The sequence below is a fragment of the Brevundimonas sp. genome (genome assembly GCF_035627055.1).
Lineage (GTDB): Bacteria > Pseudomonadota > Alphaproteobacteria > Caulobacterales > Caulobacteraceae > Brevundimonas.
Genome location: NZ_DASPMM010000020.1, coordinates 1 through 14555, shown reverse-complemented (window position 1 = coordinate 14555; position 14555 = coordinate 1). Strand labels below are relative to the sequence as shown.

Here is a 14555-nt window from a genome sequence, read left to right as displayed (position 1 = left end):
AGGCCAAAGCTCAAAGGATTCGTGAATGACGGAGGTTGTGAAATTTCACTACCGCACCTCTGCAATCGCCTACCCGTTCATCGGCTTTTCGGCGTTGAGCATACTCTTGGTTTGGAGTCCTTTCGGATCGACCTACTACCGCTTCCTGGAACACTATCCCGGAAGACTGATCGTCTTCGGCATCGTGGCGATATACGTCGTGTGTCTGGTTTGGCGGCTTCCGACTTTTGTTCGGGCCTTGGCCCGCATTCCCGCCGTTCAGCATGACGGTCGGGTGCTCCTCATCAGGGGTTGGGAAGATCGGTCTTTCAGCATGGACCGGCCGATCGACGTTCGTGTCGATGAGGAAAGGCAGAGGATAGAGGTTTCCGTGAATAGCGGCCGAGCGGCTTCTATACTCCTGCGCGACATCGAGGGGCCCAGAACCCTGATCAGCTTCCTGGAAAGCTTGGCCGCCTCCACCAGGTAAGGGCCATGACCATCCTCCCCGTCCGCCTCACCCCCGGCGCTTCCGCCGACCGCATCGACGGCTGGGACGTCGACGCCGACGGCCGCCCCGTCCTCAAGGTCCGCGTGCGCGCCCGGCCGGTCGAGGGCGAGGCCAACGCCGCCCTGCTCAAACTGCTGGCCAAGACCCTCGGCGTGCCCAAATCCGCCGTCTCTCTCGACCGCGGCGGCCAGTCCCGCACCAAGATGCTGACCATCACAGGCCTCACCGACGACGAGCTCCGCGCCCGCCTTACCGATCTGTAATGTTTCCGGCCTTGCCGGGCCGCCGCCGACGCCCTTGTAATCCCCCCTCGTTCTGCGCCGCCGGCGCATCAGGGGAGCGTCCGATGACCGTCAACCGCCTGCGGGGCCCCAGCCTCGCCGCCCTCGCCTGCGTCCTCGCCGGCGCCATGGCGCTGTCCGCCTGCGCCACCACCGGCGGCGACAGCCCCTCCGGCGACGCGCCCGCCAACGACGACGGCGATCGCGCCGCCCTCGCCCCCGGCCTCGACTACGCCGCCAACCCCGATCCCTTCCCCTCGACCTATCGCGGCCTGCCGCGCGAGAACATGGCCATCGTCGGCGGGACGGTCTTCACGGGCGCCGGCCAGCGCATCGACAACGGCGTGGTCATCGTCACCGACGGCCGCGTCGCCGCCGTCGGCGGGCCCTCGACCCCCATCCCCGCCGGCCATCGCCGCGTCGACGTCGCCGGCCGCTTCGTCACCCCCGGCGTCATCGACGCCCACAGCCACCTCGGCGTCTATCCCTCGCCCGGCGTGCAGGGCATGAGCGACGGCAACGAGGCCACCAACCCCAACACCGCCCAGGTCTGGGCCGAGCACAGCCTGTGGCCCCAGGACCCCGGCTTCAACGCCGCCCGCGCCGGCGGCGTCACCACCCTCCAGATCCTGCCCGGCTCGGCCAATCTGTTCGGCGGCCGCGGCGTCACCGTCCGCAACATCCCCTCGGTGACCATGCAGGGCATGAAGATGCCCAACGCCCCCTACGGCCTGAAGATGGCCTGCGGCGAGAACCCCAGCCGCGTCTACGGCTCGCGTAACAGCTCGCCCGCCACCGGCATGGGCAATATGGCCGGCTACCGCGCCGCCTTCATCGCCGCCCGCGATTACAAGGCCAAATGGGACAAGTGGCGCGAGGACGGCGAGGGCTCGCCCCCGACCCGCAACCTCCAGCTCGAAACCCTCGCCGGCGTCCTCGACGGCTCGGTCCTGGTCCAGAACCACTGCTACCGCGCCGACGAAATGGCCCAGATGATCGATCTGTCGAAGGAGTTCGGCTACCGCATCACCGCCTTCCACCACGCCATCGAGGCCTACAAGGTCGCGCCTCTGCTGGCCCGCGAAGGCATCTGCGCCGACATGTGGACTGGCTGGTGGGGCTTCAAGATGGAGGCGCTCGACGCCATCGAGGCCAACGCGGCCCTCGTGGACGCCCAGCCCAACAGTTGCGCCGTCATCCACTCCGACGACGCCGAACTGACGCAGCGCCTCAACCAGGAGGCCGCCGCCGCCCTCGCCGCCGGCCGCCGCATCGGCATGGACATCCCCGAAGAACGCGCCATCGCCTGGGTCACCCTCAACCCGGCCCGCTCGCTCGGCATCGCCGACCAGACCGGCTCGCTGGAAGCCGGCAAGCGCGCCGACGTGGTCATCTGGAGCGCCAATCCGTTCAGCGTCTACGCCCGCGCCGATCAGGTCTTCATCGACGGCGGTCTCGCCTTCGACCGCTTCAACCCGGCCTACCAGCCCGTCTCCGACTATGAACTGGGCCAGCCCGGCTACGGCGTCGCCGCCGCCAACGTCTCGCAGGGAGCCCGCTGATGCGCCTCAGGACCCTCATCCTCGCGGCCGCCTCGGCCGTCGCCGTCGCCAGCCCCGCCCTCGCGCAGGAGCTCACCGCCATCACCGGCGGCCGCGTCCTGACCGGAACCTCGGTGATCGAGAACGGAACCGTGGTGATCCAGAACGGCCGCGTCATCTCGGTCGGAACCGGCGCCGCGCCGTCGGGCGCCCGCGTCATCGACGCCCGCGGCAAGGTCGTGGCCCCCGGCTTCGTCGCGGTCGACTCCGGCCTCGGCGGTTCGGAGATCTCCTCGGTCGGCGGCTCGGACGACCTGCGCAACGGCGCCAACTCCATCAGCGCCTCCTTCGACGTCTCCTACGGCCTCGACCCCTGGTCCTTCACCCTGCCGGTGGCCCGCCTCGGCGGCATCACCCGCGCCATCGTCGTCCCGAACCACCCGGGCGGGGGCGGCGGCGGCCACGCCCATGACGACAGCAATTTCGCCGGCGTCGGCGACGGCGGCTACCAGTCGCCCAGCCTGTTCGCCGGTCAGGCGGCCATCATCCACCTCGCGGCCGGAACCGACATCCTCGTCAAACCGCGCGTGGCCATGGTCGCGCCCTTCGGCGAGGCCGGGGCCGGCGTCGCCGGCGGCGCCCGCGGCGCCGAGTTCGTCCAGTTCAAGGAGACCCTGGCCGAGGTCCGTCTCTACGCCCGCAACAAGGCCGCCTACGACCGCGCCGGGCTACGCGATCTCTCCCTGTCGCGCGCCGACCTCGAGGCCCTGATCCCGGTCGCCAACGGGACCATGCCGCTGATCGTCACCGTGCGCCGCGCCGCCGACATCCAGCAGGTGCTGCGTCTCGCCCGTGAGGAAGGCGTAAAGATCATCCTCGACGGGGCCGAGGAGGGCTGGCTGGTCGCCGACCAGATCGCCGCCGCCGGCGTGCCGGTGCTGCTCAACCCGATCTCCAACCTGCCCGGCAATCTCGAAACCCGGGCGACGCGGATGCAGAACGCCGCCGTGCTCGACGCCGCCGGCGTGACCATCGCCATCAAGGGCAATGAGGGTTCGGTCCACCGCGCCCGCGAGACCCGCTACAACGCCGGCAACGCCGTCTCGCACGGCCTGTCCTACGAGTCGGCGATCGAGGCCATCACGGTCAATCCGGCCCGCATCTTCGGCATGGCCGGCCAGTTCGGCGAACTGCGTCCCGGCGCCGCCGCCGACGTCGTGGTCTGGTCCGGCGACCCGCTCGAACCGCTCAGCATCGCCGAGACCATCTTCATCGGCGGCGCCGAACAGCCCCCCGAAAGCCGCCAGTTCCTCCTCCGCGACCGCTACCGCGACGGCGGCGAAGGCGCCATGCCGCCGGCCTACAGCCGGTAGGTGCTTCTCGTCTTTCGTCATCCCGGGGCAAGCGGCGCGCGCTAGCGCGAAACTGTCCGGAGCACTGAAGTCGGAGACAGCCTGCCTGAACAGGTCGCCTTCGGCGCCGCCCTGTCCCGGGGGTCTCGCTTCGCTCGCTCCCGGGATGACGAAAGAGAACAGGCCGTGACGCTGTGCTGACAATCCGGGGATCCATAGTCGGGTTCAGCGGATAATCTCTCGCTCCATCAACGACATGGCGGTTTCCCGACCCCGTCTTCCCGCCACAGCAGCCGGCCGGCGCATAATGGTCCGGCTCGTCACGTCCCGGCGGGCGCGGGTCTTTGACAATCAGGTTCGCGGCTGCCGAGCGCGCTGTCCGGACGAACGCGGCGGACTCTGTGCACTCAACGCACTCTGTGCACTCTACGGACGCTTCGGACGCTTCGGACTGTATTTTTCGGGCCGCGCCCGTCCCGACGGGACTTTGACAACCCTCCGACGAACCGCCAGTCAGGCGGCATGACCCTGCCGCGGATCTTCATCGACGCCGACGCCTGCCCGGTGAAGGATGAGGTCTACCGCGTCGCGGCCCGATACGGCCTGCAGGTGTTCGTGGTCTCCAACGCCTTCGTCAACACGCCCCGCGAGGCGTGGATCGAGCGCGTTCTGGTCGACGCCGGCCCCGACGTCGCCGATGACTGGATCGCCGAACGGGCCGGACCGGGCGACATCGTGATCACCTCCGACGTCCCGCTCGCCGACCGCTGCCTGAAGGCCGGGGCCCAGGCGCTGAAGCCGAACGGCCAGCCCTTCACCCCCGACTCGATCGGCTCGGCCCTGGCCGGGCGCATGGTCGGCGAACACCTGCGCTCCATCGGCGTGGCGACCAGCGGCCCGCCGCCGTTCGGGCCCAAGGACCGCTCCGCCTTCCTCCAGGCGCTGGACCGCGCCGTGATCCTGGCCAAACGGGTGGTCCGGTGACCGTGCTTCCGGAAAGCGAACTGGAGTTTCGCTTCTTCCGCGCCGGCGGTCCGGGCGGCCAGAACGTCAACAAGGTCGCCACGGCGGTGCAGATGCGTTTCGACGTGCGCAACTCCCCGTCCCTGACCGAACCGGTGAAGGCCCGTCTGATGAAGCTGGCCGGCAGCCGCCTGACCCTCGACGGGGTCATCGTCATCACCGCCGTCCGCTTCCGCACCCAGGAGCGCAACCGCGCCGACGCCGTCGAACGCCTGCAGGCGATGGTCGACAAGGCCTCGATCGCGCCGGTCTATCGCGTCCCGACCCGCCCGACCCGCGCCTCGAAGGAACGCCGGCTCGAAGGCAAGACCCGGCGGTCGACGATCAAGAGCGGCCGCGGCAAGCCGGGCCTGTCCGACTGACGTCAGCTGGCGGGGCGGAACAGCAGGGCGGCGACCTTGCCGTCGTCGTTGACGCCGATCACCCATTCGGTCGCCGCATTGGCGAAGGTGACCGAGAACAGGTCGTTGCGGTCCTGGCTGCCGATGAAGTCGACCGCCACCAGCGCCCCGAAACTGTCGATGATCGGCGTGACGGTCGCCTCCTGTTCGCGGACCTTGGCGGCCAGGTCGTCGCTCATCAGCGCATAGTCCATCGCTCCGGCCTGGGCGCTGGCGATGAGGGTCCGCAGGATGTCCTCGGACTCCGGGTGGGCCCGGTCGGGGGACAGGGCCGGGGCCGCGGCGGGCGCCGGCGGCGGCGTCACGGGGCGCGCCCGGGCGGCCGGATCATCGAAGGTGTTGGGCACGGTGGCGGCGGCCACCTGGGCCTGGGCGGCGGCCGGAAGCAGAAGGACGGCGGCGGCGGCGAACAGAAGCGGCTTCATGGGATCGTCTCCGGACTGGAGTCAGACGATGGCGGGCCAAAGCGACAGAACAAGGGCGGCCGCCGAGGCGCAGGCCGCCAGGGTCAGGGTCACGATCATCCAGGCCGGGGCTTGTGTCTCCCGGACAATCACGGTCTGGGGCGCCGGCGGGTTCTGCGCCAGCCGCGACAGGGCCTTCAGCGTCGCTCTCAGCTCCTCGATGGCGTCACGCACCTGGGCCTGCGGGCCCAGCTCGCGCCGGATCCAGCGCTCGACCACGGAATGCGACGCCGCCCACAGGTCGTGGTCCGGATTCAGCCGCCGCGCCACGCCCTCGACCGAGACCATGGTCTTCTGCAGCAGGATCAGCTCGGGCCTCAGATGCATGTCGAACAGGGCCGTGATCTCGAACAGCTGGCCCAGCAGCCGCCCCATCGACACCTGGCTGGCCTGCTTGCCGATGACCGGCTCGCCCACCGCCCGCAACGCCTGGGCGAAGGCCTCGACCGAATGCTGCGGCGGCACGTAACCGGCCTCGAAATGCACCCGGGCGATCCGCTCGTAGTCCCGGCTCAGGAAGCCCCACAGGATCTCCGCTAGATAGCGCCGCTCCGACGGCCCCAGCCGCCCCACGATGCCGAAATCGATCGCCGTCAGCTCCGCCGGCGCATGGCAGAACAGGTTCCCCTCGTGCAGGTCGGCGTGGAAGGTCCCGTAGTCCAGCGCTTGAGTCAGGAAGGCCTGCACCACGTGGTCGGCCAGGGCGTTGCGGTCCAGCCCCGGTTGCTCCACCGCCGCCGGATCCGTCATCGCCAGCCCCGGGGCCCACTCCAGCGTCAGCACCCGCTTGCCGACGCCGTCCCAGATCACCGCCGGAGCGGTCATGTGGCTCGCGCCGCTGTCGCGGGCCTTGTCCATGATGTCCTTGAGTTCGGACGCCGCCGCCGCCTCCAGCCGCATGTCCAGCTCCAGCTGCAGCGCCCGGGCGATGGTTTCGACGAAGGCCGAGGGCTCCAGCCGCCGCGCCGGGGCCACGAAGCGCACCGCCAGCCGCGCCGCCAGCCGCATCGAGTCCAGCCCCTGCGCCACCCGCCGCTCGACGCCCGGCCGCAGCACCTTGACCGCCACCTTGCGCCCGTCGGCGAGCCACGCGGGATGCGCCTGCGCCAGCGACGCCGCCGCGACCGGAGGCCCGAAGTCGGTGAACAGGGACTCCACCCGCCGCCCCAGGGATCGCTCGATTTCGCGCCGCGCCTGATCGACCGGGAACGGCTCCAGCGCGTCCTTCAGCCGCCCCAGGTCGCGCGCGAACTCGACGCCGAAGATGTCCGCCCGCGTGGCCAGGACCTGTCCCAGCTTGATCGCCACGGGCCCGAGATGCTCGAAGGCCTTGCCCAGCCGCTGGCCCGGCCGTCCCTCGCGACCCTCGCGTCCGGCGAAGGCGTGCAGCAGATGGGCGATCCAGCGCACCCAGATCGGCAGCAGCGGCGTGATCTCGCGCGGCGCCAGCGCATCGTGCCGGACCAGCACCCAGCCCCAGCCCAGCAGGCGCACGAACGCTTCCAGCGGCCGGCGCACCGGCACGGTGACCGGAGGCGGCGGCGGGGTCGCGGGATCGATCCGGCGCGTCAGATCGCCCACCCGTGATGGATCGCCGCCACGCCGCCCGACAGGTTGGTCACCGTCACCCGGCTGAAGCCCGCCGCCTCGATCATGGCCCTGAAGGTCTGCTGGTCGGGGAAGCGCCGAATGCTCTCGACGAGGTACTGGTAGCTGTCCCGGTCCCCCGCCACCCAGCCGCCGATGCGCGGAATGGCGTGGAACGACCAGGCGTCATAGGCCTTGCGGACCGCCGCGGCGGTCGGTCGCGAGAACTCCAGACACAGGAACCTTCCGCCCGGCTTCAGCACCCGCCGCGCCTCGGTGAGCGCCTGCGGAATATCGGCCACGTTGCGGATGCCGAAGCTGATCGAATAGGCGTCCACCGACCCGTCCGGCAACGGCAGGGCCATGGCGTCGCCGACGCTCCACGACATCTCCGGCTCGCCGCCCTTGTCGACCCCGGCCATGATCATCTCGGCGTTGTAGTCCAGCACGATGACCGAGGCGTCGGCCCCGCCGCGCCGCTGCTGCGCCGCCCGCGCCATCTTCGCATAGCGCCGCGCCATGTCGCCGGTGCCGCCCGCCACATCGAGAATGGTCTCGCCCGGCCGCGGATTCAGCTTCGCCGCCGCCGCGTCCTTCCACAGCCGGTGCACGCCCCCGCTCATCAGGTCGTTCATCAGGTCGTAGTTCGACGCCACGCTGTCGAACACGCCCCGCACCAGCCGCACCTTCTCCCTCGCGTCCACGTCGCGGAACCCGAAGGAGGAGGTCTTGCCGGATGAAGCGTCGGAGCCCGTATCGGTCATGTCGGCGGTCTAGCGCGTCCCCGCGGCGCCGTCATCCGTCCGCGTGGCCGCAGGAGGACGCGGCCCGCTCAGTGAACCGGCCCGCTCGGCCGTGGCACGCCGAGGTCCTTCATCACCCCGCGGATCAGCCCGTAACAGCCACAGGACGCCCGCTCCAGCGCCGGCCGGTCCAGCACCTCGACCCACCCGCGCCCGCGCCGGATCAACCCCTTGTCCTCCAGGGCCGAGCCGACCTCGGAGACGGTGGCGCGGCGGACGCCGAGCATGCCGGCGATGTCGGCCTGGGTCAGGGCGAACCGGTCGGCGTCGGCCCGGTCGTGGATGGTCAGCAGCCAGCGGGCCAGCCGTTCATCCAGCCTGTGCTGCGCGTTGCAGGCCGCCGCCTGCTGCACCTGGGCGAACAGGCTTTCGGTGAATTTCGCCAGCGCAGTCCGCATGCCTTCGCTGTGGCTGAGCGCGTCCGCGAACACCTCGGCCGGACAGCAGGCCGAGATGCCGTCGACTTGGGCGATGGCGCGGCTGGCGGCGCGGGCGTTCAGCGGGCCGCACGTCACGCCCACCAGCCCCTCCCGCCCGATCGCCGCCGTCTCGATCATCCGGTCCCCGTCGACCAGCGTCATCAGCGACACCACCCCGCTCATCGGGAACCAGACGTCGCTGACGGATTCCCCCGCATCGTACAGCATCTGGCCCTGGGCGAAGGGCCGTTCGTTCAGATGCGGCTCGAGCCGCTTCCGATCCGCGGCGTCGAGCGCGGCGATCCACAGATTGTCCATCGACAGGGCTCCGCATTCGAAGGGTCGGGGCGGTAACGCTCAAGCTTTCAACTGCGTTCCTGCGTCGGGCAGCCGACGTCTTGTCGCCCGGCCGTCGGCGCTATACGGCGTTGATGCGGCCGCCTGTCGGCGCGGTCCGATGGCGAGGACGGGCGAATGGGCGAGCGGCTGGAACTGGACGAGGTGCTGGCGGCCCTGCCGGCATGGCGGGCGCACCCCGGGGATCGGCCCGCCATCGAGCGGAAACTCGTCTTTGCGGACTTCAACGCGGCCTTCGGCTTCATGACCCGCGTGGCCCTGCTGGCCGACAAGGTCGACCACCATCCGGAGTGGTTCAACGTCTACAACCGGGTCGAAGTCGTCCTGACCACTCATGACGCCGGCGGCGTGACCCGGCGCGACCTGGACATGGCCCGCTTCATCGACGAGACCGCCGCCGTCATGGGCGCCGGGGCGTGAACGGCCGCGTGGCCGGCAAGACGGCCCTGATCACCGGCGCCGCCGGCGGTCTCGGTCAGGCGATGGCGCGGATGCTGGCTCGCGAGGGGGCGAAGGTCGCCGTCACCGACATGAACCTGGCTGGGGCGCAGGCGCTGGCGGAGGCCATCAACGCCGACCGTCCAGGCGCCGCCTTCGCCTTCGGCCACGACGTCACCGACGAGGCGCAATGGATCTCGGTGCTCGATCAGGCCGTAGCGGCGATGGGCGGGCTCTCGATCCTGGTCAACAACGCCGGCATCGGCTGCGACTTCGTCTGGTCGGAACAGGACACGCTGGAGAACTGGCGCCGGGTCCAGGCCGTCAACGTCGAGTCGATCATGCTCGGCTGCAAACACGCCATGCCGCATCTGCGTGCCTCGGGCGCCGCGTCCATCGTCAACATCAGCTCGGTCGCCGGTCTCGCCGCCGCGCCCGGCATGGGCGCCTACAACGCCACCAAGGCGGCCGTCTGGATGTACACCAAGACCATCGCGCTGGAGGCGGCGAAGGCGGGCTGGAACGTACGCTGCAACTCGGTCCATCCCGTCTTCATCAAGACGCCGATCCTCGACCCGTTCGTGGCCATGGCCGGCGGCGACGAGGAGACGGCGCACCAGAAGCTGGCCCGCGGCATTCCGCTGAAGCGCATCGGCGAGCCGGATGACGTGGCGTATTGCGTCCTCTACCTCGGCTCGGACGAGTCGAAATTCGTCACCGGCGCCGAGTTCAAGATCGACGGCGGCATGCTCGCCCAGTGAGGCGGGTCAGTCGATGTCGGCGGGGAGTATCTGGCTGCTGAGCAGCGTCTCCATGCCGCGCCAGTGGTCCGGCCCCTGCCGCTCGACCCAGGCCTGCACCACATCGCGGCCCAGGCCGTAGTTGATGATGTAGCTGCGATAGGTGTCGATGAAGCGCAGCCGCTGCGTCGCCTTGGCGCGGTCGGCGAGGCTGTATTTCATCAGCTGCTCGATGGCCGTATCGCGGCTGATCCGCCCGGCCAGATAGTCGTCCGCAATGGTGTATTCGGCGCGCGCCAGCCGCCGGATCAGCGCCGCCAGCTGGGCCTTCTTCTCCGCCGTCGAGGGATCGAGCCCGGCGAGCGGGAACAGCACCTCGCGCTCGAAGTCGGTCGCCTCGTCGCCGGGAAAGGCCAGGTCGATGCCGTAGTTGGCGCTGCCTTCGGCGACGAAGGACATGGGCGAAAAGAGCGGATAGACGCTCATCTCGACCCAGCCGCGCTCGCGCACAAAGGTCTTCTCCAGCAGTGCATTGTACACGTGGTGGCCGGGGTATCCTTCGTGGCACCCGAGATCGATCGCCCGCTCGGTGTAGATCGGGAAGTCCGCGTTGATCTCGATCTTCGACTGAGCGTCGCCCTGGTAATAATTATACCCGGACCACGGCTTGTCGCTGACGAAGGCGAGGGTGAAATTCTCGTTGGCGGGCAGGGCGATGTGCCGGGCCGTGCGGCGCCGGCATTCGGCGATAGCGGCGTCCATCACCACCTGCAGCCGATCCTTAGGGATCACATAGTGGGATTTGAACTCGGTGTAGCGCTCCGCCAGCGTGCCGGGGCCCGGCAGCAGGGAGGCGATCTCGGCCAGCACCGGGTCGTAGGAAGTCAGGGGCCGCAGCTCCGGGCGGACGCCGAACAGGGCCTCGGCCTCGTCGGCGAAGCTCATCTTCTCGCCCGAGAGCATGCGCAGTCGCGCCGCAGCCGCCGAGACATGGGCCGCCAGATAGGCCTTGCGTTGGGCCACGGCGGGTTCGGCGCCGCGGGTCGGGACCGCGTCCAGCCGCTCGGTCAGGGACGCCGCCCCCTGGATCAGCTGCGGGATCTCGCGGGGGTTCGCCTTGGCCGCGGCCAGCCATTCCGGCGGGCCGTAATAGGCGTCGACGTAGCCTTCCTCGCGCTCGCCGATCTCGAGGATCAGGGCGACGTAGTCACGGGCGATGGCGTCGAGGCTGTCGCCGGAGGGGTCGGGCGCGGCGGCGGGGTGGGTGGCGCAGGCGCCGAGCAGCACCAGCAGGCTGAACAGAAAGGCGCGCATCGGAACCTCCATCGTCGAAGCGGGCGCAGGCTAGACCGGGACGCGCCGACCCAAACCTTACAAATCGTCCAGAATGGCGTCCGGTTCTGCGGACGCATTCGGGATTGAGGGCGGGGCGGTCCTGCTGTAAGGCCCTTCGTCCGGCGTTTCGCCGTCAGACGCACCCGTAGCTCAGCTGGATAGAGTACTGCCCTCCGAAGGCAGGGGTCAGAGGTTCGAATCCTCTCGGGTGCGCCATTTTCCCCCTTCCGGATTCCACAGGCCTCGCAGGGCTCTTGCCAAGCGCCCGGCGCGGCGCATCATGGCGGCGTTGATCTGGGGAGGTCGCAATGAGAATCGCCGCTTGGACGGGCGTCGCCGCCCTGACGTTCGCGGGTCCGGCCGCCGCCGATACATGGCAGGCGTTTTCCCGCAGCACCCATAACGCCTTCATGGCCGAGGTCGACGGCATCGCGACGGAGGGCGAGATCACCTCCATTCGCGTCGCCACCGTGCCGCGGGAGGGCGAGGCCGGCGACCTGAGCCACTCCGTCGAAACCTACCAGTTCCGCTGCCGGGCCGACCAGTGGCGCACGGCCGGGGTGGTCGAGTTCGGGCCGGATGGAGCCGAGACCGGCCAGTATCCGGAAGAGGACGCCGAATGGGAGCCGGTCCGGCCGGACACCATGCCCGGCTATCTGAAGGAGATCGCCTGCGACGGCGCACGCGCCCAGCCTCCGCACTGGCCGACCATCCTGGCTTTCGTCGAGGCCGGGCGGCCGTAGCGCGTCAGGCGTCGACGGCGGCGTCGAGGGCGTTGGCCTGGATGAACTCCCGGCGCGGCTCGACCACGTCGCCCATCAGCTTGGCGAACAGATCCGACGCGTCCTCCTGGTGCTCGACCGACACCTTCAGCAGGGTGCGGGCGTTGGCGTCCAGGGTGGTCTCCCACAGCTGCTCCGGGTTCATCTCGCCCAGACCCTTGTAGCGCTGGATGGCGATGCCCTTCTTGCCCGCGTCCAGAACCGCCTCGAGCAGGTCGAGCGGGCCACGGATGGTCACGCTCTTGTCCTTGCGGCGATAGACCCCCGGCTTCTCGAACAAGCCCTCGAACGCGGCCGAGCGCTCCGCGAGGCGGCGGGCGTCGAGCGAGCGGATCAAGGCCTCTTCGAGAACAATGCGCTCGGTCACAGCGCGACGGACGCGCTCGAACACCACCGCGCCCTGGGCGCCCGGAGACCCGGTCCAGTCGCCGTCGCCTTCCTCGGCGTACAGATTCAGCCGGGCGGCGGCCTTGGCCATCGCCTGCGCCGGATCGGAGGCGGTCTCGTCGAACAGGCCGGCGAGAGCCGCCTGCTCGACGGCGAAGGCGGGCGCGCGCTGGCTGAGGCGATCGACGCCGGCCTTGAAGGCCTTGGCCTCGCGGACCAGGGCCTGCAGGTCCAGGCCGACGCGGCGCTCGCCGTTGGGCAGGTCCAGCTCGGCCTCGGACGACCCCTCCTCGATCAGGTAGGAGTCCATCTCGGACTGGTCCTTGAGGTAGCGCGACTGCTTGCCCTTGGAGACTTTGTAGAGCGGCGGCTGGGCGATGTAGACGTGGCCCCGCTCGATCAGTTCCGGCATCTGCCGGTAGAAGAAGGTCAGCAGCAGGGTCCGGATGTGGGCGCCGTCGACGTCGGCGTCGGCCATCAGGATGATCTTGTGGTAGCGCAGCTTGTCGGCGTTGAAATCGTCCCGCCCGATGCCCGTGCCCAGGGCCAGGATCAGGGTGCCGATCAGCTCCGACGACAGCATGCGGTCGAACCGGGCGCGTTCGACGTTGAGGATCTTGCCGCGCAGGGGCAGGACGGCCTGGTTCTCGCGGTTGCGCGCCTGTTTGGCGGAGCCGCCGGCGGAATCGCCCTCGACGATGAACAGTTCGGACTTGGCGGGATCGCGCTCCTGACAGTCGGCCAGCTTGCCGGGCAGGGAGCTGATCTCCATCGCCGTCTTGCGCCGGGTCAGGTCGCGGGCCTTGCGCGCGGCCTCGCGGGCGGCGGCGGCCTCGATGATCTTGGCGACGACCTGTTTCGCCTCGACCGGATGTTCCTCGAACCAGGTCGACAGGCCTTCGGTGCACAGCGCCTCGACCGCGGGGCGGACCTCCGACGAGACCAGCTTGTCCTTGGTCTGGGAGCTGAATTTGGGGTCGGGCACCTTGACCGACAGCACGCAGGTCAGGCCCTCGCGGGCGTCCTCGCCAGAGACCGAGACCTTCTCCTTGCGGGCGGCGCCGGCCGCGTCGATGTAGCTGCCCATGACGCGCGTCAGCGACGTGCGGAAGGCCGACAGGTGCGTGCCTCCATCCCGCTGGGGGATGTTGTTGGTGAAGCACAGCATGGTCTCGTGGTAGCTGTCGTTCCACCACAGGGCGAGATCGAGTTCGATCCCTTCCTTCTTGCCGCGGATGACGATGACGTCCTTGAGGATCGGCGACTTCGACTTGTCGAGGTGGCGCACGAAGGCCTCCACGCCGCCCTCGTAGTGCAGGATCTCCTCGAATGGCTCGGCCCCGCGGTGGTCCTGCAGCTTGATGACCACGCCCGAGTTCAGGAAGGCCAGTTCGCGCAGGCGGTGCTCGAGCGTCTTCAGGTCGAAGTCGATGGTGGCGAAGGTGGTCTTCGAGGGGAAGAAGGTGACCTCGGTGCCGGACAGGGGCTGCCCAGCCCGTTCGCCGTCGGTGCGGATCGGGGCATCGCCGGTGACCCGCAGGCTTTCGACCGTATCGCCGCGCTCGAAGCGCATCTCGTGGCGCTTGCCGTTGCGGTAGATGACCAGCCTGAGCCAGTCGCTGAGGGCGTTGACGACCGAGACGCCGACGCCGTGCAGGCCGCCGGAGACCTTGTAGGAGTTCTGGTCGAACTTACCGCCGGCGTGCAGCTGGGTCATGATCACCTCAGCCGCCGAAACGCCCTCTTCCTCGTGGATCCCTGTCGGAATGCCGCGTCCGTTATCGGTGATCTCGGCACTCCCATCCGAATGCAAAATCACCTCAACCCGCGTCGCATGGCCCGCCAACGCCTCATCAATCGCGTTATCGACCACCTCATAAATCATATGATGCAGCCCGGACCCATCGTCCGTATCCCCAATATACATCCCCGGCCGCTTCCTTACGGCATCCAAGCCCTTGAGAACTTTGATGGAATCCGCGCCGTAGTCGGGCGCGCTCGCCGGTGCGTTTTGGGGAGCGGTCATGCTGTTCGAATCGTCCTGGGAAACATCCCTAAATATAGGGAATGGCGGCCCAAAAGTCTTCGATTTGAGTGCGGTTTTAGCGTCGCGGCAGGACTGTGAATCAGCCCGCGAAAGCGTGCGCCATAAAGG

15 protein-coding genes and 1 tRNA gene are annotated in these 14555 nt (G+C 69.3%); 10 read left to right on the top strand and 6 right to left on the bottom strand.

Annotated features, from left to right (window positions below; translation table 11 throughout):
• The first annotated feature begins 25 nt into the window (after window positions 1-25).
• The 6 genes from VEA98_RS10280 to arfB all read left to right on the top strand — a co-directional run bounded on the left by VEA98_RS10280 (window position 26) and on the right by arfB (window position 5049).
• Complete coding sequence (locus VEA98_RS10280; RefSeq protein WP_324813830.1) at window positions 26-469, top strand: hypothetical protein; 444 nt, start codon at window positions 26-28, stop codon at window positions 467-469.
• A 5-nt stretch (window positions 470-474) separates the two neighbouring features.
• Window positions 475-753 carry a DUF167 family protein gene (locus VEA98_RS10275; protein ID WP_324813827.1) on the top strand — a complete coding sequence of 93 codons (279 nt, stop codon included), beginning with the start codon at window positions 475-477 and terminating at the stop codon, window positions 751-753.
• Between the two features lie 83 nt (window positions 754-836).
• On the top strand, window positions 837-2333 hold the full coding sequence (locus tag VEA98_RS10270; RefSeq protein ID WP_324813824.1) for an amidohydrolase: 1497 nt from the start codon (window positions 837-839) through the stop codon (window positions 2331-2333).
• A complete protein-coding gene (locus VEA98_RS10265) occupies window positions 2333-3685 on the top strand; it encodes an amidohydrolase family protein (protein WP_324813823.1) in 1353 nt (450 codons plus the stop codon). The genes VEA98_RS10270 and VEA98_RS10265 overlap by 1 nt, the downstream gene beginning before the upstream one ends.
• 501 nt (window positions 3686-4186) lie before the next feature.
• Window positions 4187-4648 carry a YaiI/YqxD family protein gene (locus VEA98_RS10260; RefSeq protein WP_324813821.1) on the top strand — a complete coding sequence of 154 codons (462 nt, stop codon included), beginning with the start codon at window positions 4187-4189 and terminating at the stop codon, window positions 4646-4648.
• Window positions 4645-5049: an alternative ribosome rescue aminoacyl-tRNA hydrolase ArfB gene (gene arfB, locus VEA98_RS10255; protein ID WP_324813818.1), complete on the top strand. Its 405-nt coding sequence runs from the start codon at window positions 4645-4647 to the stop codon at window positions 5047-5049. Before VEA98_RS10260 ends, arfB begins: the two co-directional genes overlap by 4 nt.
• 2 nt (window positions 5050-5051) lie before the next feature.
• Here the strand turns inward: arfB and VEA98_RS10250 are convergent, their stop codons facing one another.
• The 4 genes from VEA98_RS10250 to VEA98_RS10235 form a co-directional block, all read right to left on the bottom strand.
• Entirely contained in the window at window positions 5052-5513 is a 462-nt protein-coding gene (locus VEA98_RS10250; protein ID WP_324813816.1) for a hypothetical protein, read from the bottom strand.
• Between the two features lie 21 nt (window positions 5514-5534).
• The gene (ubiB, locus tag VEA98_RS10245) at window positions 5535-7133 is read right to left on the bottom strand and encodes a 2-polyprenylphenol 6-hydroxylase (protein WP_324813813.1); all 1599 of its coding nucleotides are present in this window, start codon (window positions 7131-7133) and stop codon (window positions 5535-5537) included.
• On the bottom strand, window positions 7121-7903 hold the full coding sequence (locus tag VEA98_RS10240) for a class I SAM-dependent methyltransferase (RefSeq protein ID WP_324813811.1): 783 nt from the start codon (window positions 7901-7903) through the stop codon (window positions 7121-7123). The genes ubiB and VEA98_RS10240 overlap by 13 nt, the downstream gene beginning before the upstream one ends.
• Window positions 7904-7971: 68 nt before the next feature.
• Entirely contained in the window at window positions 7972-8679 is a 708-nt protein-coding gene (locus VEA98_RS10235) for a Crp/Fnr family transcriptional regulator (RefSeq protein ID WP_324813809.1), read from the bottom strand.
• Window positions 8680-8835: 156 nt separating this feature from the next.
• Between VEA98_RS10235 and VEA98_RS10230 the strand changes: the two genes are divergently transcribed.
• Together VEA98_RS10230 and VEA98_RS10225 are read left to right on the top strand one after the other, a co-directional pair.
• Window positions 8836-9138: a 4a-hydroxytetrahydrobiopterin dehydratase gene (locus VEA98_RS10230; RefSeq protein ID WP_324813806.1), complete on the top strand. Its 303-nt coding sequence runs from the start codon at window positions 8836-8838 to the stop codon at window positions 9136-9138.
• An 8-nt stretch (window positions 9139-9146) separates the two neighbouring features.
• Window positions 9147-9917, top strand: a complete 771-nt coding sequence (locus VEA98_RS10225) for an SDR family oxidoreductase (protein ID WP_324813804.1) — start codon at window positions 9147-9149, stop codon at window positions 9915-9917.
• 6 nt (window positions 9918-9923) lie between these two features.
• On the opposite strand, the gene VEA98_RS10220 is transcribed toward VEA98_RS10225, so the two are convergent.
• Window positions 9924-11210, bottom strand: coding sequence for a hypothetical protein (locus tag VEA98_RS10220; protein WP_324813802.1), 1287 nt, complete (start codon window positions 11208-11210; stop codon window positions 9924-9926).
• A 160-nt stretch (window positions 11211-11370) separates the two neighbouring features.
• On the opposite strand from VEA98_RS10220, the gene VEA98_RS10215 reads away from it, so the two are divergent.
• Window positions 11371-11447 (top strand) — tRNA-Arg (locus VEA98_RS10215).
• 92 nt (window positions 11448-11539) lie between these two features.
• Window positions 11540-11974 (top strand): surface-adhesin E family protein, encoded by a 435-nt coding sequence (locus tag VEA98_RS10210; protein WP_324813800.1) that lies wholly within the window; start codon window positions 11540-11542, stop codon window positions 11972-11974.
• Window positions 11975-11978: 4 nt separating this feature from the next.
• On the opposite strand, the gene gyrB is transcribed toward VEA98_RS10210, so the two are convergent.
• Complete coding sequence (gyrB, locus tag VEA98_RS10205) at window positions 11979-14426, bottom strand: DNA topoisomerase (ATP-hydrolyzing) subunit B (RefSeq protein WP_324813797.1); 2448 nt, start codon at window positions 14424-14426, stop codon at window positions 11979-11981.
• Between the last annotated feature and the right edge of the window lie 129 nt (window positions 14427-14555).